Source organism: Thermostichus sp. MS-CIW-26, from assembly GCF_054059115.1.
Window position 1 is genome coordinate 60,641 of record NZ_JBSSBV010000007.1, and the last position, 22,942, is coordinate 83,582.

General features: G+C 59.5%; 17 protein-coding genes. 5 read left to right on the forward strand and 12 right to left on the reverse strand.

Going from position 1 to position 22,942, the window contains the following annotated elements:
* Positions 1-2 precede the first annotated feature (2 nt).
* The 5 genes from ACVWZU_RS04275 to ACVWZU_RS04295 all read left to right on the forward strand — a co-directional run bounded on the left by ACVWZU_RS04275 (position 3) and on the right by ACVWZU_RS04295 (position 11,433).
* Positions 3-1,640 carry an acetolactate synthase large subunit gene (locus ACVWZU_RS04275; protein WP_457443567.1) on the forward strand — a complete coding sequence of 546 codons (1,638 nt, stop codon included), beginning with the start codon at positions 3-5 and terminating at the stop codon, positions 1,638-1,640.
* A 156-nt stretch (positions 1,641-1,796) separates the two neighbouring features.
* Positions 1,797-3,860, forward strand: coding sequence for a GspE/PulE family protein (locus ACVWZU_RS04280; protein ID WP_457443537.1), 2,064 nt, complete (start codon positions 1,797-1,799; stop codon positions 3,858-3,860).
* 131 nt (positions 3,861-3,991) lie between these two features.
* On the forward strand, positions 3,992-5,134 hold the full coding sequence (locus ACVWZU_RS04285) for a type IV pilus twitching motility protein PilT (protein WP_414352159.1): 1,143 nt from the start codon (positions 3,992-3,994) through the stop codon (positions 5,132-5,134).
* Between the two features lie 197 nt (positions 5,135-5,331).
* A complete protein-coding gene (locus ACVWZU_RS04290) occupies positions 5,332-6,558 on the forward strand; it encodes a type II secretion system F family protein (RefSeq protein ID WP_457403363.1) in 1,227 nt (408 codons plus the stop codon).
* Positions 6,559-6,630: 72 nt separating this feature from the next.
* Positions 6,631-11,433 (forward strand): alpha-2-macroglobulin family protein, encoded by a 4,803-nt coding sequence (locus tag ACVWZU_RS04295; RefSeq protein ID WP_457443539.1) that lies wholly within the window; start codon positions 6,631-6,633, stop codon positions 11,431-11,433.
* Positions 11,434-11,480: 47 nt separating this feature from the next.
* On the opposite strand, the gene ACVWZU_RS04300 is transcribed toward ACVWZU_RS04295, so the two are convergent.
* The 12 genes from ACVWZU_RS04300 to ACVWZU_RS04355 form a co-directional block, all read right to left on the reverse strand.
* Positions 11,481-13,310 (reverse strand): Rqc2 family fibronectin-binding protein, encoded by a 1,830-nt coding sequence (locus ACVWZU_RS04300; RefSeq protein WP_457443541.1) that lies wholly within the window; start codon positions 13,308-13,310, stop codon positions 11,481-11,483.
* A 243-nt stretch (positions 13,311-13,553) separates the two neighbouring features.
* A complete protein-coding gene (locus tag ACVWZU_RS04305) occupies positions 13,554-14,159 on the reverse strand; it encodes a DUF3727 domain-containing protein (RefSeq protein WP_011433718.1) in 606 nt (201 codons plus the stop codon).
* A gap of 107 nt (positions 14,160-14,266) precedes the next feature.
* On the reverse strand, positions 14,267-14,503 hold the full coding sequence (locus tag ACVWZU_RS04310; protein WP_011433717.1) for a gas vesicle protein GvpG: 237 nt from the start codon (positions 14,501-14,503) through the stop codon (positions 14,267-14,269).
* Positions 14,504-14,691: 188 nt separating this feature from the next.
* Positions 14,692-15,081: a hypothetical protein gene (locus tag ACVWZU_RS04315; RefSeq protein ID WP_148202750.1), complete on the reverse strand. Its 390-nt coding sequence runs from the start codon at positions 15,079-15,081 to the stop codon at positions 14,692-14,694.
* 341 nt (positions 15,082-15,422) lie between these two features.
* The gene (locus tag ACVWZU_RS04320; protein ID WP_457443543.1) at positions 15,423-17,057 is read right to left on the reverse strand and encodes an AAA family ATPase; all 1,635 of its coding nucleotides are present in this window, start codon (positions 17,055-17,057) and stop codon (positions 15,423-15,425) included.
* A 45-nt stretch (positions 17,058-17,102) separates the two neighbouring features.
* The gene (locus ACVWZU_RS04325) at positions 17,103-18,080 is read right to left on the reverse strand and encodes a pentapeptide repeat-containing protein (RefSeq protein WP_457443545.1); all 978 of its coding nucleotides are present in this window, start codon (positions 18,078-18,080) and stop codon (positions 17,103-17,105) included.
* Positions 18,081-18,137: 57 nt separating this feature from the next.
* The gene (locus tag ACVWZU_RS04330) at positions 18,138-19,466 is read right to left on the reverse strand and encodes a pentapeptide repeat-containing protein (RefSeq protein ID WP_457443547.1); all 1,329 of its coding nucleotides are present in this window, start codon (positions 19,464-19,466) and stop codon (positions 18,138-18,140) included.
* A gap of 8 nt (positions 19,467-19,474) precedes the next feature.
* Positions 19,475-21,004 carry an Hsp70 family protein gene (locus ACVWZU_RS04335; RefSeq protein ID WP_457443549.1) on the reverse strand — a complete coding sequence of 510 codons (1,530 nt, stop codon included), beginning with the start codon at positions 21,002-21,004 and terminating at the stop codon, positions 19,475-19,477.
* Positions 21,001-21,633, reverse strand: coding sequence for a helix-turn-helix domain-containing protein (locus tag ACVWZU_RS04340; protein ID WP_457443551.1), 633 nt, complete (start codon positions 21,631-21,633; stop codon positions 21,001-21,003). The genes ACVWZU_RS04335 and ACVWZU_RS04340 overlap by 4 nt, the downstream gene beginning before the upstream one ends.
* A gap of 59 nt (positions 21,634-21,692) precedes the next feature.
* Entirely contained in the window at positions 21,693-21,902 is a 210-nt protein-coding gene (locus ACVWZU_RS04345) for a DUF2997 domain-containing protein (protein WP_457439326.1), read from the reverse strand.
* A gap of 9 nt (positions 21,903-21,911) precedes the next feature.
* Positions 21,912-22,286, reverse strand: a complete 375-nt coding sequence (locus ACVWZU_RS04350; RefSeq protein WP_457439328.1) for a DUF1257 domain-containing protein — start codon at positions 22,284-22,286, stop codon at positions 21,912-21,914.
* 230 nt (positions 22,287-22,516) lie between these two features.
* On the reverse strand, positions 22,517-22,939 hold the full coding sequence (locus ACVWZU_RS04355) for a thiol-disulfide oxidoreductase DCC family protein (protein ID WP_457443553.1): 423 nt from the start codon (positions 22,937-22,939) through the stop codon (positions 22,517-22,519).
* Between the last annotated feature and the right edge of the window lie 3 nt (positions 22,940-22,942).

The following is a 22,942-nucleotide window of genomic DNA, read 5'->3' on the forward strand; positions in this document are numbered from 1 at the left end:
CCATGAATACCGCCGAACTGCTGGTTCGCTGCCTGGAAAATGAGGGGGTGCAGTACATCTTCGGCGTTCCTGGCGAAGAAAACCTGGAAGTCCTGCAAGCCCTGCGCCGCTCCTCGATTCGGTTTATCACCACCCGCCACGAACAGGGGGCCGCCTTCATGGCCGATGTCTATGGCCGGCTGACGGGCAGAGCGGGGGTGTGTCTCTCCACCTTGGGGCCGGGCGCCACCAACCTGATGACCGGAGTTGCCGATGCCAACCTGGATGGAGCACCCCTAGTGGCCATCACCGGCCAAGTGGGCACCGACCGCATGCACATCGAATCCCATCAATACCTGGATTTGGTGGCCATGTTTGCCCCCGTCACCAAGTGGAATGCCCAGATCGTCCGCCCCAGCATCACCCCGGAGATCGTGCGCAAGGCTTTCAAATTGGCCCAAACCGAGAAGCCCGGGGCCGTCCACATCGACTTGCCGGAAAACATCGCCGCCATGGAAGCCAGCGGCACTCCCTTGAGGAGAGATCGCCTGGACAAAACCTACGCCTCCTATCAAAGCCTGAACGAAGCGGCGTCCCTGATCTCCCGCGCCCGCAACCCCTTGATTTTGGCCGGCAATGGAGCCATTCGCGCCCAAGCCAGCAACGCCCTCACCGAATTTGCCACCCGCCTGAATATTCCCGTCGCCAATACCTTCATGGGCAAAGGGGTGATCCCCTACACCCATCCCTTGTCCTTGTGGGCCGTTGGCCTGCAACAGCGGGATCTGATCAGTTGTGGCTTCGACCGCACCGATCTGTTGATCGCCGTCGGCTACGACCTCATCGAGTACTCTCCCAAGAAATGGAACCCCGACGGCACCATCCCCATCGTTCACATCGCCGCCCTGCCCGCAGAAATCGACAGCAGCTACATTCCGCAAGTGGAGGTGGTGGGAGACATTTCCGACTCCCTGATGGAGATCCTGCGCCGCTGCGATCGCACGGGCAAGCCGGATCCCTATGGCCTCAGCCTGCGGCAGAACATCGTCCGCGAGTACACCTGCTATGCCCAGGATCAGAGCTACCCGATCAAGCCCCAAAAGCTGATCTACGACCTGCGCCAAGTCCTGGAACCCGAAGACATCGTCATCTCCGATGTCGGTGCCCACAAGATGTGGATGGCCCGCCTCTACCACTGTGACAAACCCAACACCTGTCTCATCTCCAACGGCTTTGCCGCCATGGGCATCGCCATTCCGGGGGCCTTGGCCGCCAAATTGGTGCATCCCGACCGGCGCATCGTGGCCGTAACCGGAGATGGAGGGTTCATGATGAACTGCCAAGAGCTGGAAACTGCCCTCAGGGTGGGCACTCCCTTTGTAACTCTCATCTTCAACGATGGCGGCTATGGGCTGATCGAGTGGAAGCAACACAATCAATACAACGAGGCTGCTTTCGTCAAGTTCGGCAATCCAGACTTCGTCAAGCTGGCGGAGAGCATGGGCCTCAAGGGCTACCGCGTCGAAAAGGCTGCCGACCTGATCCCCATCCTGAAGCAGGCCCTCGAGCAGCCGGTGCCCACCCTCATCGACTGCCCTGTCGATTACGGCGAAAATCTTTACTTGACCCAGCGGTCGCAAGCGCTGGTCTGCGAGGCTTAGGGGACGAGATGGATGTGAATGCGAGATTTGAGCCGAGTTGGGGCATAGTAAGCCCAGGGTTGGCGGCCTCTGGGAAGTCCAGACTTATGTATCTTTACCGTTGACCCTTAGCAGCCAAGTGCAGTGAAATAGAGGCATTGTGGGTGACCCGCCAGCATGAGCGATCTTCCTTCCCCTCCCTTTACCTCGCGCCGCGCCGGCGCTGCCAGCAAAGCTCTGGCCATCGCCAACGTCAGCATTACCCCCTTTGGCCGCAAGTTAAAGGAGCTGGGCTTTGCCGACGATAAGCAAATCCAGGACATCCAAAACGCCCTCAAAGCGGATCGAGAGGGCAACAGCAAGGCCCTGGCTCTGGTGGTCAAGGATATCGTGGGCAAAGAGATCACCCCTGACCTGGAGCGGGCTTACAAACGGCAGCAGCTCTTTGAACTGAAAATCATCTACGGGATCCCCTCCCTGGATGTCGACCTGGAGCCGGTGGAGATCTCCGAGATGATTGGGCTGATCGACTCGATCTTGCCCCTCGACATCTGCAACCGCTACAAGTTCTTGCCCATTCGCCGTCGAGACAATCAGGTGACGGTGGCGATGGTCAAGCCAGACAACCTGCAGGCACTGGACGACATTCAACGGCGCTTCCGCATCCAGGGGCTGAAGCTGCAGCGGCGGGTCTTCACCCAGCGGGATTTCGAGACCCTGATCAACCGCTACATGGATGCGCAGGCGGAGCTGCTGGCCATCAAGGGGATCAACGACGCGGCTGCTGCCCAACAGGAAGAAGAGGTGGTGGTCAACACTGCCGAAATCGATCTGGATGCTATTGAGGATGTGGCTGCCGATGAGGCCAGCGAGGGATCCCTGGAGCAGCAGGTCAAATCGGCAGATGATGCCCCGATTATTAAACTGTCCAACCAGATCCTGGTCAAGGCCCTGCAGGATGGGGCGTCCGACATCCACATCGAGCCACAAGAAGAATACCTGCGCATCCGCTTCCGCAAAGATGGGGTGTTGCGGCAGGCTTTTGAAAACTTTCCCAAGAAGATCGTCCCTGCCCTCACCGCTCGCTTCAAAATCATGTCCAATTTGAACATTGCCGAGCGGCGCATGCCCCAGGATGGGCGGATTCGGCGGGTCTTCAAGGGGCGCAAGGTGGACTTTCGGGTCAGCACCCTGCCCTCCCGCTATGGGGAAAAGATCGTGCTGCGGGTTCTGGACAACTCCGCCACCCAACTGGGGCTGGACAAGCTGATCACCGACCCAGAGACCTTGGAAAGCTTCAAGGAGATTGTCAGGCGACCCTTTGGCCTAATCTTGGTGACCGGGCCAACGGGATCCGGGAAAACCACCACCCTCTACTCGGCCCTGGCGGAGGTGAACGATCCGGGCATCAACATCAGCACTGCCGAGGATCCCATTGAATACTCGCTGCCGGGGATCACTCAGGTGCAGGTGATCCGAGAAAAGGGCATGGACTTTGCCATGATCCTGCGGGCCTTCTTGCGGCAAGACCCGGATGTCATCCTGGTGGGGGAAACCCGCGACCACGAGACGGCCAAAACCGCCATCGAGGCTTCCCTTACCGGTCACCTGGTGTTGACCACGCTGCACACCAACGATGCCCCTGGCGCCATTGCCCGTCTGACGGAGATGGGGATCGAGCCATTTATGATCTCCAGCTCGTTGCTGGGGGTGTTGGCCCAGCGCTTGATGCGCCGGGTGTGTACCGAATGTCGGATCCCCTACCACCCCACGCCGGAGGAGCTGGCCCGCTATGGCCTTACCCTCAGTGGCGACGGCGAGCAGCTCACCTTCTACAAAGCCAACAAGCTCTCCCCCAAAGAAGTGGAGCAGCGCAAGGCCACCGGCAAGCCCATCTGCGAGAAGTGTGGGGGTGTGGGCTACAAAGGTCGGGTAGGGGTATACGAGTTCATGCGCATGAACGACCGCCTTGCGGACTTGATCAACAAAGAGGCCCCCACGGAGGTGATCAAAGAAGCGGCGGTGGAAAGTGGCATGAAAACCCTGCTGGCCTACAGTTTGATGCTGGTGAAGCAGGGCCTCACCACGCTGGAGGAGGTGGATCGGGTGACCCTCACCGACAAGGGTCTGGAAAGCGAGCTGAAGGCCCGTGCCAAGGCTCTCAGCACCTGCCGCAACTGTGGCGCGGCCTTGCATGTGGACTGGATGGACTGCCCCTATTGCCTGACCCCGAAGTTTTAGGAAGTCGGCTTGGCACTTGACGATGTTGGGGTGCCGACTATAACAGTCCTATACAGTTGCCTTTCTCACATGGCTTTGGCCGGCGGCTCTTTTGATAGACAGTTCTACTCGCCTTTGGAGAACCCAACCCTATGCCCCAACTGATGATCGAAGACCTCATGGAAGCAATCGTCCAAAAGGGCGGTTCCGACATTCATATCTCGGCGGGTTTGCCCCCCTACTTCCGCATCAATGGTCACCTTGAGCCGACAGAGCATGAGCCTCTCTCGGCAGAGGAGGTGCAGCGGTTGATCTTCAGCATGCTGAACAACAACCAGCGCAAGCAGCTGGAGCAAAACTGGGAATTGGACTGCTCCTATGGGGTGCGCGGGATCGGGCGCTTCCGCGTGAACGTCTACCGCGATCGCGGCACCTATGCTTGCGCCATGCGGGCCCTGGCTTCTGAGATCCCCAACATCGACAAGCTGGGCCTGCCGGATGTGTGTAAGGAAGCAGCTCGCCTGCCGCGGGGCTTGGTGCTGGTAACCGGCCCAACGGGATCTGGCAAATCGACTACGCTGGCTTCCATGATCGACATGATCAACCGCGAACGGGCCGAGCACATCCTCACCATCGAGGATCCCATTGAGTATATCTACACCCCCATTCGCAGCATCATCCACCAGCGGCAACTGGGGGAAGACACCAAGAGTTTTGCCAATGCCCTGCGGGCAGCGATGCGGGAGGATCCGGATGTGATCCTGATCGGGGAGATGCGGGATCTGGAGACCATCCAGTTGGCCATTACCGCCGCCGAGACGGGCCACCTCTGCTTTGCCACGGTACACACCAGTTCTGCCGCCCAGACGGTGGATCGCTTGGTGGATGTGTTTCCGCCCGAGCAGCAGCAGCAGATTCGCGTGCAGCTCTCCAACTCCCTCAAGGCCGTCTTCTCCCAAACTCTGGCCCGCCGCCTCAATCCCAAGCCAGGAGAGCCTGGACGGGTGCTGGTGCAGGAAATCATGGTGGTGACGCCGGCCATTGCCAACCTGATTCGGGAGGGCAAAACTGCCCAGATCTACTCGGCTATCCAGACGGGGGGCAAGCAGGGCATGAAAACGCTGGAGCAAGATCTGGCTAACCTTTACCTACAGGGCAAGATCGACTTCGATACGGCCATGTCTAAGACCTCTCGCCCCGAGGAGTTGCAACGGCTTTTGGGCAACGTTACCGGGCCCTCGCCAGCCGCGGCTGCCCAGCAACAGCGGCCACCAGCAGTTGCCACCCGTCGCTAAACCTCGTTGCCACCAGGCAGTGCTGGGATCCCGGGGTGAGGGTTCATTGCCGATCTCTAGCCGCTGACTTGATTTGTGGCTAAGCTCTAGCTGAGAGATTGTTGATCTGCCCAAGGTTTGGGCTGACTTCTCTTTTGCACCTGCGAAACATTTAAAGCCATTTCGTTATTTAGAGCGATCTAGCCGGGGGTACAGCCATGCCGCGCTACAAGGTTCGGGGGTTAAAGGCCGGTCAGCCGGTACGCCTGACGGTGGTGGCCAACAACTTGACCGAGGCCCGCGCACGGCTGCGCCGAGATGGGATTTTCGCCAAACAGGAGGACATTCAGGAAGAAAAGCCCTTTTTCTCCTTGGATACGTCTTTCGATTTCTCAATGCTGGGATCCATCGACATTCGCGACAAGGCGGTGTTTTCCCGGCAGTTCGCTGCCTTGATCAACGCCGGCGTGTCGATGGTGCGCTCTCTCACCATCATGGAGGAGCAAACCGGCAACCCCAAACTCAAAAAGTACCTGCGGGCTATCCGAGCGGAGGTGGAGGCGGGGAAAAACCTCTCCGACTCCATCCGCCCTTATCCCGACGCCTTCGACGGCCTCTACTGCAGCATGGTGCAGGCGGGGGAGGTGGGCGGCGTGCTGGACGAAGTGCTCAACCGCCTGGCCAAGCTGCTGGAGGACATGGATCGCCTGCAGAAGCAGATCAAGTCAGCCATGACCTACCCGGTGGTGGTGACGATCTTGGCTGTCTTGATTTTCTTGGGCATGGTGCTGTTCATCTTGCCCACGTTTGAGAGCATCTACAACGACTTGGGTGGGGAGCTGCCCGCCTTTACCCAGTTTTTCATCAACATCAGCAAGTTCCTGCGCACGCCCCAGTACAGCTTGGGGCTGGTGGGCTTTCTAGGGGCCGTCTATTTTGCTTTCCGGCGCTTTTACCGCACCCCTGCCGGCAAGGAGACCATCGACGCGCTGGCCCTCAAGCTCCCTATCTTCGGGGATCTGATCCAGAAGTCGGCGGTGGCTCGCTTCTGCCGCACCTTTGGCGCTCTCACCCGCTCCGGGGTGCCGGTGCTGACTTCCTTGGAAATTGTGCGCGACACCTCCGGCAACCAGGTGGTGGCCAACGCCATTGACGCCGCCCGCCAATCCATCTCAGAGGGAGGGCAGATTGCCCCTGCTCTGGACAAGGCCAAGGTCTTCCCAGTCATGGCCATTCAGATGATCAGCGTGGGGGAAGAGACAGGGGAGCTGGACGCGATGCTGATGAAGACGGCGGATTTCTACGAGCTGGAGGTGGAGGAGGCGGTACGCGCCCTCACCAGCCTGCTGGAGCCGTTGATGATCGTGATCCTGGGCGGTATGGTGGGCTGCATTATCGTGGCCATGTACCTGCCCATGTTCAACGTCTTCGAGCTGGTGAAGTAGTGGATTGGGCTGACCCTTGAACCCCCAGGGCGGCCAGGGCACAGGGTAGGAGCAACAAAGGAGAGGGATCCCATGCTGAGGCGATGGTTGGCGGCCCTGGTGGTGTTTTTGGGGGTAGGGCTGGCGGTTCTGCTTTCCGAACAGCCGACGGGATCCCTGGCGGGACGGGTGGAGCTGCCGGCAGGGGTAGCTCTGGAGAGCGTCCGGGTGATCGCCGCCGGCCCGGTCACGCGCAGCGCCAGCTTGGCCTCAGATGGCGAATATCGCTTGGATCGATTGCCTGTTGGGGAATACCAGGTGACGGTGCAGGGATCCGGCCTGGAAACGGTGGGCAGCCAGGGATCCGTTCTGGTGCGGGAGGGGGCAACGGTTCGGATCCCCACCTTGCGCCCTCAGCTTGTGCCTCCCGGTCTCTATCTCTACAGCACCAGCCAGGTGTTTACGACCGCAGAACCGGCGCGGCTGCAGTGGCGGGCCACCAGCCTGGGCTCGGCGCAGCTTAGCCTCTATCGCTTTTCCCTGGCGGATCTGCAGGGATCCCCTCTCTTGCGAGATTTGGCGGATGCCGGCTATGGATCCTTGGATCCGGCTCTGTATCCCACCCTGCGGCGGGAGCTTGTGCGCAGTTGGCAGCAGCCGGTGCCACGACGAGCGGGAGAGGGGTGGACAGCCCAAACCTTGGAGCTGGGGATCCTGCCGCCGGGGGCCTACTGGGTGGAGGCGGAGGGCCGGGAGCCGCTGAATGCGGCTGCACCCTTGCCCCGTTCCGACCATTGGTTTTTGGTGAGCGATCTCGGCCTCATCCAGAAGCAGGATGCCAGCCAGTTGGTGGTGCAGGCGGTGCACCTGCGGGAGCTGCGTCCCCTGGCCGGGATCCAGATCCAAGTTTTCGGGGAGTGGGGGGATCCCCTGACGGCCACCACCGATGCAGAGGGGCTGGCCCGCTTTGGCCTGCCGGCGAGAGAGGGTTCTTCCCTGGTGGTCTATGGCCGCAGCGCCGACAACACCCTGCAGGCTTTGTCCCGCAGCTATGCCTATGGCTGGAACCAGCCCCACCGGATCTACGCCTACACGGATCGTCCCCTCTACCGTCCTGGCCAAACCGTCTATTTCCGCGCCCTGGTGCGAGAGCAAACCCGCCTCACGCCGCCCCCCCCAGGACAAGCAGTGCAACTGACCCTTACGGCCCCCAACGGGGATGTGTTGAGCGAACAAACCCTGGCCACCAATGCTTTTGGCAGTGTCCATGGGGAGTTTCAACTGCCGGAAGAAGCGTCCCTGGGCAGCTACGGCCTGGAGTGGCAGGTGTCAGGGCCTCAGGGATCCAGCCGCGAATACACCTCTTTTCAGGTGGAAGCCTACCGCAAGCCGGAGTTTGAGGTGGCGGTGGTGCCCGACCGACCTTGGCTGGTGCGGGGGGGATCCCTGAAGGTGCAGGTGGAGGCCGAGTATCTTTTCGGCGCGCCGGTGGCCGCTGCCCAGCTCCGCTACCGGGTTTACAGCAGCCCCGACTGGAGCCTGCGCTATGGGCTGTTGCCCCGTTCTGCCGAGGAAGACTATTTCGCCGACGACCTGGGAGAGGAGCAGGGCTACTACGGCGGCTACGGCCAGTTGGTGGCGGAAGGAGAAGGGGTGACGGATGCCCAAGGGCGGGCGGAGTTTCGCCTGGATCGCCTGCTGCAGGATCTCAACTGGGAAGAAGACAGCTACTGGGGCCCCCAAGAGGTGCAGCAGTTGCGCATCGAGGTGGAGGTGACCGATATCAGCCGTCGCACCGTGACCGGAACGGCGCGGGCCTGGGTCACGGCTGGCGAATTTGCCCTCTTTGCCGAGGCCGACCGCCACCTGCCCGCTCCGGGGGATACCCTCACCTACCGGCTGCAAGCCCGCGATTACGATGGCCGCCCCGTCAGCACCACCGGAGAGTTGAGCCTGGAGCGCTGGCGCTGGGATCCCAAGAGCAGCACCTACCAACGGCAAGATACCCTGCTGCGGCAACCTTTTCAGATTGTCAACGGGGAAGGCAGCCTCGACCTCCACCTGCCCGCCGACCTGGAGCCGGGAGACTACCGGGTGCGGTTGACGGCATGGGATCCCCGCCGTCAAAGTGCTCCGCACCGCTGGCGCGAACGGGTGCAGGAGGTGGACTATCTCTGGGTGGTGGAGCCGGGCAGCCCCCTACAAAGTTGGGGATCCCTGCCCAGCCTGGAGGTGGTGGCGGATCGGCAGATCTACCAGGTGGGGGAGGAGGCCCAGATCCTGATAGTCTCGCCGCTGCCGGATGTGGCGGTGCTGGTGGGCATTGAGGGATCCCGGCTGCACCAGGTGCAGGTGCTGCGTCTCCAGGGGCATACGGCCACGCTGCGGCTGCCCATCCGCGGCGACTATCGTCCCAATCTCTACGTCACTGCCACTGCCATCGGCCCAGAGCGGCGGCTGTACCGAAGCGAGGCCCTGCTGCGGGTCTCCCCCTTGGATCGCTTTTTGCAGGTGGAGCTGCAAACCGATAAACCCACCTATCGACCGGGCGAGACCGCCCAAATCCAAATCCGCACCCGCGATGCCCAAGGGCAGCCGGTGAGCGCCGAGGTGGGCCTAGGGATTGTGGACAATGCCCTCTACCTATTGCGACCCGACTTCACCCCGGATATTCGCCGCTTCTTCTATGGGCGCCAGTACAACCAAGTTACCACCACTACCTCTTTCCCTCAGCAATATCCCGGCGGTGCTGACAAGCTGGCCGGCCAAGTGCGGGAAGACTTTCGCGATACCGCCGCCTGGTTCCCGGATCTGGTCACCGATGCCGATGGCCTGGCTCAGGTGCAGGTGCGCTGGCCCGACAACCTGACCACCTGGCGCTTGACCGCCCGCGCTGCCACTGCCGACACCCAGGTGGGATCCGCTCTTGCCACGGTCTCAGTCAGCAAAGACCTGTTGGTGCGCTTGGCCGCTCCCCGCTTTTTCCGGGTGGGGGATCAGCTCACCTTGGCGGCCATTGTGCAAAACCGCACGGGTCAAGCCCAAGCGGTGGAGGTGGGGCTGGAAGTTCCTGTTCCTGCCGGTGGGATCTTGAAATTGCAAGGCCCGGAACGACAACGCCTCACCGTGCCGGCCCAAGGAGCGGGGCGGGTGGAATGGCCTCTCCAGGTTCTGGGGGCCGGAGATACCTCTCTGCGGGTCTGGGCGGAAGGGAATGGGCTGAAAGATGCGTTGCAACTGCGGATCCCCAGCCAGCCTTTCGGCGCTGTGCAACGGTTCTCCCAGGTGGGTCGGGTGCAGGAGGGCAGCCTTGACTTATCGCTGGATTGGCCCGCCACCTGGGTGCCGGGATCCCGGCAGCTTCACCTGGAACTGGCCGCTAGCCCGGCAGCAACCCTGCTGGGGCCGCTGGATTACCTGGTGGAGTTCCCCTACGGCTGCACCGAGCAAACCCTGAGTCGCTTCTTGCCCGCCCTAGCCGTCACCCAAGTCAGCAAGCAGTTGGGCTTGAACCTGCGCTCGCAAACCCTGGAGCGGCTGCCCCAGGTGCTTCGATCGGGCTTGCAGCGACTGGAGGGATCCCAGAACTTCGATGGGGGCTGGGGCTGGTGGGCCTATGACCGGAGCAACCCCTATCTGACCGGATACATCCTGCAGGGGTATCACCTTGCCCAAGCTGCTGGCTATGCCCTCAAAGAGTGGCGGGTGCGGCAGGCCTTGGACTATCTGGCCGCTCAGGACTATCTGGCCGCTCAACTGGCCCAGCCACAAGCCCTCTCCCCGGATCTACAGGCTTTTGTCGCCTACAGCCTGGCCCTCTGGGATCCCGCTTTGGTAACTGCCGACCTGCCGCCGCCGGAGCGGCTCTCCACCTTTGGCCTGGCCTACCGAGGGCTGGCCGCCCTGCAACTGGGCCAGAGGGATCTTGCCCAGGCAGCCCTGGATGAGGTTCTGGAGCGGCGGCAACAGGATCCCCAAGGGCGCTGGTTTATCCCGGCTGCCTCTTCCTTGGCAACCCACGAGCGCTCCACCTACGACGACATGGAGGTGGCCGGCCCGCTTTTGCAATTGGCCGTTCGCTTGCAGGATGACCGGGCTGCCCAGATTGCCGAGGCCCTTCTCCAGCAGCAGCAAAACAACCGCTGGCGCACCACCAAAGCCACCGCCGATGCTCTCCTCGGCCTATCTGCCTACTACCAGGCCCAGCAGCAGCAGCTTCCCAGCCCCGGCGAGGTGCGGGTGTTGGATGGGACAACCGGATCCCTTCTCGGTCGCTGGCAGGCCGGCGCTGGGGATCCCCGCTATGGGCTGGATTGGGCTGACGCAGAAGTGGGGAACCTGAGCAGCCTGCGCCTGGAAAAGTCCGGCCCCGGCCCCCTTTACTACAGCTTGAGGGGAGAAGCCTTCGTCCCCAACCCTCTGCCCTCTCAAGCCCAAGGCTTTGCGGTGAGCCGCAGCTACTTCCGCCTACAGCCCCAGCCCCAACCCAACGGGGAGATCCGCTACCGAGAGCAGCCGCTGCGCCCTGGCGACACAGTAAGGGCCGGAGAAATCCTCCTGGCCCGGTTGACGGTGGAAGCCGAGCGGGACAGCCACTACGTGGTGGTCGAGGATCCCCTGCCCAGCGGCGCCGAGATCACCTCCCAGGATCCGCGAGAGTTCACCGGCTTGGCCCCAGACTACTGGTGGGACTGGTTTTGGACCCGCCAAGAGAATCGGGATGACCGCGTGGCCTTTTTCAGCACCGAGCTCAAGCAGGGTCGCCATGAGTTTGTCTATCTCTTCCGTCCGGAGATCCCCGGCCAATTCCAGGTGGCTCCTGCTTTGGCAGAAGAAATGTACGACCCCAGCCGCTATGGCCGCAGCGCCGCTTACTCCCTCGAAGTTCTCCCTTGAATGCCTCGAACCTGCCCACTTGGCCAGAAACAAAGTAACCAGTTGCGTCAGTGTGGCCCAAGGGCTGACGCAATGAGCAGCTGCGCATGGCTGGGCCGCCCCCAAAGCACCTGCTCCTGTTTGTAAACGACCATGCCGGGCGGGGATCCCTTGGGTTTGAACACCAGTTTCGGGCGAGTGTAGACTACTGGCACCTGTTCGCTGAGGCGACCGCGGCTGAAATGGGCCGCCAAATCAGCAGCCGCCTGCAGATCTTCGCTTTCTGCTACAGCCCCGGGGGGCAAGCGCAGCAGCACATGACTGCCGGGGATCTCTTGGGCATGAAACCACCAATCGTGTTCCTGAGCCACGCGAAAGGTGAGCTGATCATTTTGCAGGTTGTTGCGCCCCACCCAAATGGAGAAGCCACTGGGGCTGGTAAAGCGGTGGGGGTTGAAGGTTGCCGGTGAGGCATGTTTTGAGCTCGCCCGCAGAGACTCTGTCCCGCTGTTGCGAGTGGGACTCTCCAAGTAGCGCTGTTCAATCAGCTCGGTCTCAATTTCCTTGAGGGTGGTCAAGTCTTGGGGATCCCGATAGGTTTCCAGCTGCTGTAGAGACGCTTCCACCTGCTCGAGGTAGAGGATCTCTTGGCCGAGCGCCTCTTGTAAAGGTCGGAGGGCATCCTGGGCCCGTTTTTGTTTGCGGTGCTTGCGGTAGTAGGCTTGGGCATTGAGAATGGCATTTTTTTCGGGGTCGAGAGGGATCTTGACCGTCTGGCCGCTGGCAAAATCCGGCAGCTCGATGTGATGCAACCCTGGCCGCCAGAGGTGGAGGTGGGCCATCAACAAGTCGGCAGCCTGCTTGGAGGCTTCCGCTTGGGTGGAGTCGGCCAGCATTGCCTCAAATTGCTCTCGCCGCTGATAGAGCTTTTTCAGCAGGGTGGATACCCTTTGCAGCAGACGGTGGCGCTCTCGCTCAAACTGTTCGCGGTTAAGCTGAGCCTGGTAGTAGCCTTCCAGAAGTTGGTGCAGATTGAGTCGAGAAGGTTGTTGCAGGGACTCCGTCCCGCTAACGGGAACGGCACCGCTTGCCCAGCCGAGAACGGTGTATCCCTGGGGAGTGGGAGCTGGGTCAAACTGGCCTGTTTCCAGACGGGTTAACCAGTCTTGCCACCTGGCAAACAGTGCCTGCCAATCCTGGGCAGAGAGGTGATCGCTGGGGGTTTGCGGCGGGATCCCAGCCTGATGACACATCGCTTCCACCAAATGCCGACTGAGGCCGCGATAACAGCGCAACAGCCGTTGGCCGATGGGGCCAGGGATCAGGGCGACGCGCTCTTGCCACCAGGAAAAGGGCTCGGATCGCTGCGGGATCGGGTCGGTTAGGGCCGGAGGAGCTTCGTAGGGCAGGCCCGGCTGCACTGGACGGATTCGCGATTGGCGCTCGCTTACCCCATGGCCACTGGCCAAGATCATGCCCGCCTCGTCCACCAAAATGGCATTGCTGTGCTTGCCCATCACCTCCAGGTAGAGATGGCGATAAGGGGGATCCCCGGGCCGAGGGGCAAAGCGCAAGTCAACCACCCGTTCCCAATCCTCCAGCAGAGCCAGCTCCGTCAGAGCCAAACCCTTCAGTTGCCGTTGGAGGAACTGGCTAAATTGAAAGCCATCCGGCTCTTTGGGAGGAGGCTGACAGAGGTGGAGACGGGCCGCCTGAGGATGCCAGCACAACAGCAGGCAGGGGCGGGCAGTGAGGGTGCGCAAGCCAATGACCACCGTCCACAGATCGGTCTGTTGGATCCATTCCACGCGGGCAGGCAACACTGGATCCCGACCTGTCTTACCCTGGGCTAGATCTGCCAGCACAGCACGCAGGGTGGTTAAATCAACCGGCTGCATCCCTGTTGCTCCTTCGCTACGCAATGCTCAGGCGGCTGGTCTGAGGCTGGCTTATTCTGACCCTTGGCCCGCAGATCCGACGCCCCCGACAGATGTTGAGACGGGTCTGGAGTGGCTGGTGAAAAACTCTGGGCAAGTTTTACCGGGTAGTTTCACCACCTCTATCCCTATGGTGCTCCGCACCGCCGAGGCGACTGGCTGGGCAGGAGTATCCAACTCGGCAGAACAGAAGGGGTTGACCGCCTAATCTTCGTCTTCATCTTCTTCGTCATCTCCGTCTTCCCATTCCTCATCGAGATCCAGCAGCAGGGCATAGAGCTGATCAAAAAGCTCTGGCGGCTCATCGGGGGTGAGCAGGTAGGGATCCCCTTCGTCAGGCAGAGCGGCGTAGAGCAAAACGGGATCGAGGGGGGTAAAGATGCCGTATTTCTTCTCTTGGTAGAAAAAGGTAGCTAGCAGTTGAAACTCCTGGGCATCTTCCTCGCTCTCGCCCAGCTCGAACACATCTTCCTCTTCGACTGGGGGCAATTCCCCCTGAACCGTGAGGATGTCGAAGCCATTTTGCTGCAAGGTGAGGTTCAACTCCCCCAAGACAGCCTGGATGGTGGGCAGGGTAGCCTGTAGCTCTTCGGGATCCGGCTCGTCCAGGATCCCTTCCATGTTGGCATCGCCGTTCACCGCTTGGCTGGGTTCTTCTTCCCCTTCCCAAACCAGCACTTTGATCACAGCATCAACGGGAGTCACCAGAGCATAGGTCTGCTCGTCGATGACCACCTGCCGCAGGATCTCGCACTTGAGAGGCTGGTTTTGCTCGTCGCGGAGCACCAAGGTTTCATGGGATTCAGTCATTGAAAACAGCCCAGGGTAGGAAAGACGGGGGTGTACAGAAGCTCATTCTCCCATGTTCTGCCCCCCTGCAATGCTGAGGGATCCCTTCCAGGCCCACCGGCAGAACTCTATGCTTCGGCTTCTCCTTCTGCTTGGGTTAAGGCTTCCAGAGCCAATAAAATCTCCTCTTCTCGGCGGGCGTAGGTTTCTTCGTCAATTTCTCCCAAATCTAGCTGAATTTGCAGGGCCGTAAGTTCTTTTTGCAGGTTTTCTTTGCTATCCAGCTGTGCTTCGGCGCGTTCTTGGATCTGCTCTGCTAGCCAAAGCAAACTTTGGGCCGGCCAAGTCAACAATTGCCAAACCATCCCAGGACCCCTAAAGCAGATGATGAGTCTTCGTAATCCTATCAATTTGGATTCTCAGGTGGCCATTGCCCCGGCCTAGCCGTGAAACTTTTTGTTCCCTTCCTCCCAAGCTGGAAAGACTGGGACACGCACGAAGCGCCAGGGGAAACACTGGCTATTGGTGCTCAGGCAAGTCCTAGCCGCGAAGACTAATCCTCTCGCTGGTGCTTCTCGATCCACTCCATGAGCTCCCCCTCGGAATGGGTACACAGGCGCTCTCCCGTGATTGGGTCTTGGACAGACCACCAGACCATGCCGCTGCCATCTACCCACTGCCGCACCCGCAGTTCATCGCAGGCCGCCAAGACTTCCTTCAAGCTCTGCCAAAGATGGCGCAGTCCTCTGAAGAGCGCTGAAGAGAAGGGATCCCTGCCGCCGTACTCGGCTGCCAGCTGCCGCTCTTCTTGTTTCAGCAGCTCCATCAAGCGGGTGTTGTTGGCCGCCCTAGCTGCTTCCAAACGACGGGCCAGGGAGGCTGCTATGTTTTGGCGATGGCGGGCCAGGAGACTTGTCCCCCTCATTTCAGCGATTGCACTCATAAGGCTGCTCTACATACCAGTACCTCTACACGATCAATCCTACCAAAAAATCTGTAGTCAAGGATACGAAAAGTGCAAAACCATCGGTCCTGCACGCTAACGTGCGGGATCCGATCCCAGTGCCCTGCCTGGGAGCTGCCGGAAGTTAATCCAACAAGGGGCCACCTGAGCAGCTCAGATCAATCGGCGGCTTCCCCGGACGGATTTAACGGGGGCTAATCCACAGGCAGCAAATTCAAGCGGAGCGGCAACCGGAGTTTTTCCGCGTCTTGCAGGAAAAAATGCTTGCAAGCCTACTTCCACGGAGCTGCCACAACTCGGAACGAGCCGACCAAAACAGCTTAGGCAGGAGGTGGAGAGGAAAAGGATGGGGGACTATCAACTTCAATGTAGCCTAACCCTCTCTTCTGGACGATGGTCCGTAGCTCCTGAATCAACTTTTGATCTTGGGAAGCGGTACGTGCTCCTGACTCGGCAGCCCATTCTTTCAAGCTTTGAATTTGTTCACGAGCGATGGCAGCTAGAGGAACCGTTTGGCGAATGGCGGTCAGGATATCTTCTTGGGTAAACTCGCGGGGTGGATCCTGATTAAAGGCCATGTGCATGGCATCGTAAATGGTCTGTTCAATTTCCGCCCCGCTGAAATCTTCTGCAGCCATGGCCAGCTCAGTATAGGAGAAGTCTCGTACTCGGTTGGACCGTAGCCGTTGGACATGGACTCGAAAAATCTCTTCCCGCTCCTTTTGGTTGGGTAAGTTAACAAAGAAAATTTCATCAAACCTCCCCTTGCGAAGCAGCTCAGCGGGCAAGACGCGGACATTGTTGGCGGTGGCAACAATAAAAACGGGTTTGGTTTTTTCCTGCATCCAGGTGATCAGGTTGCCGAAGACCCGCTTGCTGGTGCCCGAATCCCCTGAAAACTCGCTGTTGACGCCGCCAAAGGCTTTATCCAACTCATCAATCCACAACACACAAGGGGCCATGGCTTCGGCAATTTGGATCATCTGGCGCACGCGGCTTTCGCTTTCGCCGACGATCCCGCCGAAGAGTCGCCCCACATCCAGCCTGAGCAAGGGCATGCGCCACTCGCGGGCTATGGTTTTGGCACATAGAGACTTGCCGGTGCCCTGGATCCCGGCCAGCAAAATGCCCTTAGGACTAGGCAAGCCATAGGCACGGGCCTGGGCACTAAAACTGTTGCGGCGCTGCCGAATCCAGGCTTTGAGGTTTTCCAGGCCGCCGACATTTTGCAAGGTCTCGGAGGGGTTGTAAAACTCCAGGATTTCCGTCTGGCGGATGTATTGTTTTTTCTCTTCCAGAACAAGGTCAATATCGCCCTCGCTGACCTTGCCCTTGGCGGCTAGGGCGCGGGCCAGGATCCGCTCAATGCGCTGCCGGGTCAGTCCTTGGCAGGCTCGAACCAGTTGTTCCCGCGCCGGGCCGCTTAGCTCCAGTTGACGGGCAGGGATCGCGCGGGTAATGATCCGCTCAATTTCGGCGATGCTGGGCAGGGGAAAATCATAGACCACAATTTCCTCGCGCAGCTCGGCAGGGACAACGGCTTCTTGGCCCAAGAGGATGATGGACTTGCGGCTGTGGCGGCTCTCTCTGGCCAGGGTTTTCAGGTAGCGGATGACGGGGTAATTGTCCGAGCGTTCCGGATTTCTCAGGGTGGGGTTTAGGTCTTTGAGAACACAAATAACCGCCTCGTCCTCTTTGATGGCGCCGATGCGGCCCAGAGCAGGCATCAATTGGCCTTTGTTTTGGCCGTTATCTGACCAGCCGGAGACGATATCCCAGATTAGGAGTTTGCGCTTGGGGTTGAGGGAATCGGCTAGAACTTGCAGGAGCTCCTCTGCCGGGGCTTCTTCGGGAGTAACCAGGTAGATCAAAGGGTAGCGGGCGCGAACCACTAAGTCCAGCAGTGTGAGGATGTCTTGGTGATTGCTGGCAAAGGCGAGATCTGAGGGACTCATGGATCCACTGAGAGCGGCTGTAGGTAGTGTAGCCAAGGGATCAGGCTAGGGATGGATGGCTCCGTCGGGGAGGATGGCCCCTTTCAAGTCGGCGAATTGATCCCAGCCGGGACTTAGTTTTGCGCCCCATAGGTTTGCCCCCTTTAGGTTCGTGCCACCCAGCTTTGCTCCCCTCAAGTTGGCTCCCCTCAGGTCAGCCCTGCTCAGGTCGGCCCCGCTCAGGTTGGCCCCGCTCAGGTCAGCCCTGCTCAGGTTGGCCCCGCTCAGGTTGGCCCCGCTGAGGTTGGCCTTGCTCAGGTTGGCCCAGCTCAGGTTGGCCTGGCTCAGGTCGGCCTCGCTCAGGTTGGCCCCACTCAGGTCGGCCCTTCTCAGGTTGGCCCTGCTCAGGTTGGCCTGGCTCAGGTTGGCCTCAATCAGGTCGGCCCAGCTCAGGTCGGCCCTGCTCAGGTTGGCCTCAATCAGGTCGGCCCAGCTCAGGTCGGCCCTGCTCAGGTCGGCCCTGCTCAGGTCGGCCCCGCTCAGGTTGGCCTCGCTCAGGTCGGCCCCGCTCAGGTTGGCCCAGCTCAGGTTGGCCCCGCTCAGGTTGGCCTGGCTCAGGTTGGCCTGGCTCAGGTTGGCCTGGCTCAGGTTGGCCTGGCTCAGGTTGGCCTCAATCAGGTCGGCCCCCCTCAGGTTGGCCCAGCGGAAATCCCGCTCTCCCGCTTTATACCTTGCTCGGACATCTCCAACCTGTCGGAGGGGAAGTCGATGGGACTTTGCCACCTGCACCTGCTGCGGATCCTTCGATTCCAGCAGCGTCTCCCAAGCCGCAAACTGCACTTCCCAGTTGGGATCATTTCGCAGGGCTTGGATGACAAGATCCGCTCCTTTTGCGCCATATTGGAGAGCCCTCTTAATTGCTCGGATTCTCACCTTGGGATCCGGGCTAGCTAGAGCTTGCTGAATAGCCACCAGGCCACCCATGACTGGATCAAATCCACCCGGCCCTTGTCCCCCCAAAACAGGATCGAAGTTCTCGGCCACTGAATCACCTCCCTCATTCTTCCAAGCGACTCTCTACAAACCTTGGGGCCACAAAGTCTAAGGATGGCGTGTCCCATCGGGGAGAATTGTGTCCGTCAAATCTTTGAACCATCCCCATCTAAGATTGAGCCTGGCACCTGCTAGGTTGGCCCCTCTAAGTTGAGTACCCCACAGCTTGGCCCAGCTTAGGTCAGCCCCACTTAGGTTGGCCCGGCTCAAATTAGCCTCGTCCAAATCAGCCCCAATGAGCCGAGCTCTGCTCAGGTTGGCCCCAGTGAGGTTGGCACCTCTCAGGTTGGCGCCTATCAGGTAAGCCCCAGCCAGGTTAGCTTCTTGCAGATCGGCCCTGCTTAGGTCGGCCTCAATTAGGTTAGCGTCGCGCAGGTCGGTTCCATATAGGTTGGCTTCACCCAGGCTAGCTCTGCTCAGGTTGCTCCCGCTCAAGTTGGCCCCGCTCAGGTCAGCTCCGCTTAGGTTCTTCAGGCCGGCCTGACTGTTGACGATTTCCCAGACTAACCGCCACTTGGGATCTAGCCGGGTTGCTTCAGAAATAACCGACTCCCTCAAGTTAGCCCCGCTCAGGTTGGCCCTGTTCAGGTTGGCTCTGCCCAGGTCAGCCCCCCTCAGGTCAGCCCCCCTTAGGTCAGCCTCATTCAGGTTGGCCCTGCTCAGGTTGGCCCAGAAGCTCAGGCTGGCCTGGCTCAGGTTGGCCTCAATCAGGTTGGCCCTGCTCAGGTTGGCCCTGTTCAGGTTGGCTCTGCCCAGGTCAGCCCCCCTCAGGTCAGCCTCACTTAGGTCAGCCTCATTCAGGTTGGCCCTGCTCAGGTTGGCCTCGCTCAGGTTGGCCCAGCTCAGGTTGGCCCCGCTCAGGTTGGCCTCAATCAGGTCGGCCCCGCTCAGGTCAGCCCCCCTTAGGTCAGCCTCATTCAGGTTGGCCCTGCTCAGGTTGGCCCCCCTCAGGTTGGCCCAGCTCAGGTCGGCCCAGCTCAGGTTGGCCCCGCTCAGGTTGGCCCCCCTCAGCTTGGCCCCCCTCAGCTTGGCCCAGCGGAAATCCCGCTCTCCCGCTTTATACCTTGCTCGGACACCTCCAACCTGTCGGAGGGGAAGTCGATGGGACTTTGCCACCTGCACCTGCTGCGGATCCTTCGATTCCAGCAGCGTCTCCCAAGCCGCAAACTGCACTTCCCAGTTGGGATCATTTCGCAGGGCTTGGATAACAAGCTCGGCCCCTCTGGATCCGTACCTCAGAGCACCCTTGATTGCTTGGATTCTCACCTTGGGATTCGGACTGCCCAGGGCTTGCTCAATGCCCACCAAGCCTCCCATGACCGGATCGGATCCGGCTGGTTGCTGTCCACCCAGAACAGGATCAAAGTTTTCCGCCATCCCTAACCTCAAGTTAACCTTCCAACCACCTGCTGCTGCATAAGGGTCTTTTGAGTTTGCAAATCTACTACCGTTACCCGCAAAGTTCGCCCGGCATCGACGGCAAAGGTGACCTGCAAACGATCCACTCCCACCCGCCCTAGCGGCTTGAGGGGAATGGAAAGCTGGTTGTGGATCCCAAGGGGACGAAAGCTAGAAGCTGCGGTGCTGTTGCGGATCTGCATCCGACCGTCGGGATCGTAAACAACCTCAGTTGCCCCTTCCTCGGCCATCTCACCAACCACCAGGTTGATGTGGCTTTGCCCATTGGCGTTGGCCTGCAAGGGAGGCAGTTCCACCGTGGCAGGATAAGCCGTGCCGCTCTTAAAGAGAGGGAAAAAGTCGGGCGCCTGCAAATAGGGATTCCAGAGCCGCAGGGCATAGGTATGGCGGAGATGATCTTGAAGGCGGGCAAACTGGGTGAAGGCCAGAGCGCCGTGGGCCACTGCCTCAAACGGCTTGTGGTACTTGACCTTGTCGCGGCCAAAGAGGCTAATGACCTGATGCTGCACTCCTGGGATGAGGCTGGTGCCACCCACCAACACCACCTGGTGGATATCTCGTTTAGAGATCCCTTTATTGTGGGCTTTCTCGATGACCTCATCGATGGCTTCTCTCAGCCGCGTCAGCAGGCCGCGCTCTTCCAACAGCTCCTGGAGTTGCTCGCGCTGAAGCGTTAAAGTGTGGGTCTCAAAGGAGTCTTCATCCAGCCAGGCCTCGCTGGCCTGAGAATGGCTGGAGAGGCGGATCTTGAGCCGCTCGGCAACCTCGCACAGAACCTGGAAGCTGCTGGCCGGGACCTGCTGTCGCTTGCGGCCCAACTGCTCCAGCACCCATTCGGCAATCCAGATATCGATATCGACGCCGCCACAGCCATAGGCCCGGTCAGTTTTGGCAATGACCTCAGCTCGGTAAGCAGTGCCCTGCTCTGGCTTCAAGATTTTGACCAAAGAGAGGTCGAGAGTTCCGCCCCCCAAATCGATCACCAAAATCAGGGATCCCGGCTCCTGGATCCCGTAGCCCAAAGCAGCCGCGGTGGACTCGTCGAGGAACACGACCTGTTGGATCCCTAGGGAGCCAAACACCTCTTGCAGGTTGTGCAAATAGCCCTCGTAGGCTCCCACCGGCACGGTCAAGATCACCTTATCGGGCTGCCAGCCCTCTGCCTGGAGTTTGGCAAGAAGCTGCTGCAGAAAGATCCGCGTGGCCTCTTGGGCTGTGTAGGCCTGTCCATCCACATAGGTTGGAGCCGGCTGGAATTGTTGAGAGAGATCCCGCTTAAAGCCTTTGAATAGGCGCTTGGGATCCCGTTTGGCCTGGGCAGGTGCCCCAATCAAAAATTGCTGATTTTGGCCGACAAAGAGAACCGAGGGAGTTAGAGGGGGGCTGCCGTCGTAGCGGTGGGTTAATCCCTGCAGATCTACGAGGGTAGGCTTTTGATTTTCATAGACACAGACCACAGTGTTTGAGGTGCCAAAGTCGATTGCGAGTGTCGTCATACTGCTACGGAAGGTAAGGTGCGACTTACTTTGGCCCGAACCAAAACTTGATCCCTAGCCCGATATCCTACAAATCGAACATAAACTGGCTCGCCCACTTGAATATCATCTTCATCAGCTTGATGGCTTTCGGGATCGTAGGCCACCTGCTGCCACACCTGGCCAATGGGTTCTAGCTGCCAATCTTCTAACAAATTGCCAAGAGAGGCTAGCAAAGCCAAAACTTGCTGAGCAGGATAATCTGGTCGCCGCTCAACAACCTGTTGTAAGGTGGGGTATTGTATCAGCAAGGGCTTAAGCTTCTCGACAAGCTCAGTCTGCATTTGATGGCGCAGATGTTTTTCCTGCGTCTCTAGCTGTTTACGCAGCCGCTGTACTTCCTGGAGGGTTTCCTGAAATTCTGGGAATGGAGTATCAGTCGTGCCAAAGTCCTGAATTAGACTCAAGAGCGGCACACCCAAGACAGTGGCCACTCGATCCAGATCGGCCAGCTTTAGCTTTTCGGCTTGGCCGTTGCGTAAAGCATTAAGAGCACCCTGACCTAGCTTTGCCCTCTTTCGGAGTTCTTTCCAGGCAGTAATGCCAGCATTCTGCATTAGATTGCGCAACAAAGCATCGTGACTCTTCATGCTAGGGCTGCTGAGCTTTGTAAGTAAACTCCGAAAGTGCAAAAAGGAGTTCCAGAAGGTCATAACCACTCCTTTTGGCGCTCTTCAATTTCCTCAACATTGGGCACCTGGTTGTATTCGGGCAGAAGCTCTCTTTTTTCGACCCTACCCAAAGCCTTCTCTATTTCTTCGGTTAATTCAAGACAACCTTTCCCTCTGACATTCAGCACTCGCTCAATCAGATTGCCTTCCTTGTCAATCGTATATTCCACCTGTTGATACTCAGCCATAATGCCTCCCTATGCCCAGCGCCCCAGTACGATCTTGATCTGACCCTGTTCATCCACAGATTCCGACTCTACGGTGAATCCTTTCTCTGCTGCCGTTGCCAGGAGCTGTCTACGGGTGTACTCTTGGCGGATCGGTGCTAGGAAGGACTCAGCGCTTATCCCTAGCCCCCAGAAGTCAGCAACCATTTCCAGGCTGTCCCCTTGCTGGCGAAAGCCGATGTCATAGCCGTTGCTGCGCCTGACCACAAGGTCTGCCCGGGTGCGATTCCCTTGATAGCCCCGGACGTAGGTGTTCTCTAGGACTTCGTGGCCTTGGGCAACCAAAACATCTTTGAGGATTTCCTTGTTTTTGAACTGAACTTTGATGCTAGTAAAGTGAGACACAGCAGGGATCCCTCGGCAAAGAGGTACAGCCCCATCCTAGGCCAGCTTTCTCAGGGCCGAAAAGGTGTTCCTGACACACAAACACATCCTGTTTACCAATGAGGTGAGTTAAAAATTATTAAACACTCAGGAGTAATGTATCCCTCGTCAAGGGATCCCTTAAGTACAGCCCCTCTCCTATCGGCCTCCTTCAGTTCAGGTAGCTGGATAAGGGCAAGCATTACCAAGCATTATGGGTTGTCAGCCAAGGGATCCCGGCAGGAAACACAAGCAGGGTAGACAGATAGGTATGGGGTGTTACGGCGGCCAAACCACTCGTAGCGGTGATCCCGGATCTGTTCGTAGCCCCGATCCCCCAGAAACTTCAAGCCAGGAAAGTTGCGGTACAGAGCCAGCCACACCTCCCCGCTCGGCAAAAGGGCGGCAATTTGTTCAATGGCAGCGGATCCCTGCCAGCGGCGCTGCGGCTGCTCCAGGTCGATCAGGATCATCCCCAATTCCATCTGCTCTGGCGGGATCCCCCACTGGGCCAGGGTAGCTCCATCCTGCATGGGGGCGTAGCGAAACTGCTGGCCGCGATCCAGGCGCTCCAAGAGCTGGACTCCACTGGCGCAGAGGTTGCACAGGCCGTCGTAGATGACCAGGTAGGGCATGTT

What these genes read in the sequence shown, in the direction of transcription:
- ACVWZU_RS04275 (WP_457443567.1), top strand. Translation starts at nt 3, where the DNA reads ATGAATACCGCCGAACTGCTGGTTCGCTGCCTGGAAAATGAGGGGGTG.
- ACVWZU_RS04280 (WP_457443537.1), top strand. Translation starts at nt 1,797, where the DNA reads ATGAGCGATCTTCCTTCCCCTCCCTTTACCTCGCGCCGCGCCGGCGCT.
- ACVWZU_RS04285 (WP_414352159.1), top strand. Translation starts at nt 3,992, where the DNA reads ATGCCCCAACTGATGATCGAAGACCTCATGGAAGCAATCGTCCAAAAG.
- ACVWZU_RS04290 (WP_457403363.1), top strand. Translation starts at nt 5,332, where the DNA reads ATGCCGCGCTACAAGGTTCGGGGGTTAAAGGCCGGTCAGCCGGTACGC.
- ACVWZU_RS04295 (WP_457443539.1), top strand. Translation starts at nt 6,631, where the DNA reads ATGCTGAGGCGATGGTTGGCGGCCCTGGTGGTGTTTTTGGGGGTAGGG.
- ACVWZU_RS04300 (WP_457443541.1), bottom strand. Translation starts at nt 13,310, where the DNA reads ATGCAGCCGGTTGATTTAACCACCCTGCGTGCTGTGCTGGCAGATCTA.
- ACVWZU_RS04305 (WP_011433718.1), bottom strand. Translation starts at nt 14,159, where the DNA reads ATGACTGAATCCCATGAAACCTTGGTGCTCCGCGACGAGCAAAACCAG.
- ACVWZU_RS04310 (WP_011433717.1), bottom strand. Translation starts at nt 14,503, where the DNA reads ATGGTTTGGCAATTGTTGACTTGGCCGGCCCAAAGTTTGCTTTGGCTA.
- ACVWZU_RS04315 (WP_148202750.1), bottom strand. Translation starts at nt 15,081, where the DNA reads ATGAGTGCAATCGCTGAAATGAGGGGGACAAGTCTCCTGGCCCGCCAT.
- ACVWZU_RS04320 (WP_457443543.1), bottom strand. Translation starts at nt 17,057, where the DNA reads ATGAGTCCCTCAGATCTCGCCTTTGCCAGCAATCACCAAGACATCCTC.
- ACVWZU_RS04330 (WP_457443547.1), bottom strand. Translation starts at nt 19,466, where the DNA reads ATGGCGGAAAACTTTGATCCTGTTCTGGGTGGACAGCAACCAGCCGGA.
- ACVWZU_RS04335 (WP_457443549.1), bottom strand. Translation starts at nt 21,004, where the DNA reads ATGACGACACTCGCAATCGACTTTGGCACCTCAAACACTGTGGTCTGT.
- ACVWZU_RS04340 (WP_457443551.1), bottom strand. Translation starts at nt 21,633, where the DNA reads ATGAAGAGTCACGATGCTTTGTTGCGCAATCTAATGCAGAATGCTGGC.
- ACVWZU_RS04345 (WP_457439326.1), bottom strand. Translation starts at nt 21,902, where the DNA reads ATGGCTGAGTATCAACAGGTGGAATATACGATTGACAAGGAAGGCAAT.
- ACVWZU_RS04355 (WP_457443553.1), bottom strand. Translation starts at nt 22,939, where the DNA reads ATGCCCTACCTGGTCATCTACGACGGCCTGTGCAACCTCTGCGCCAGT.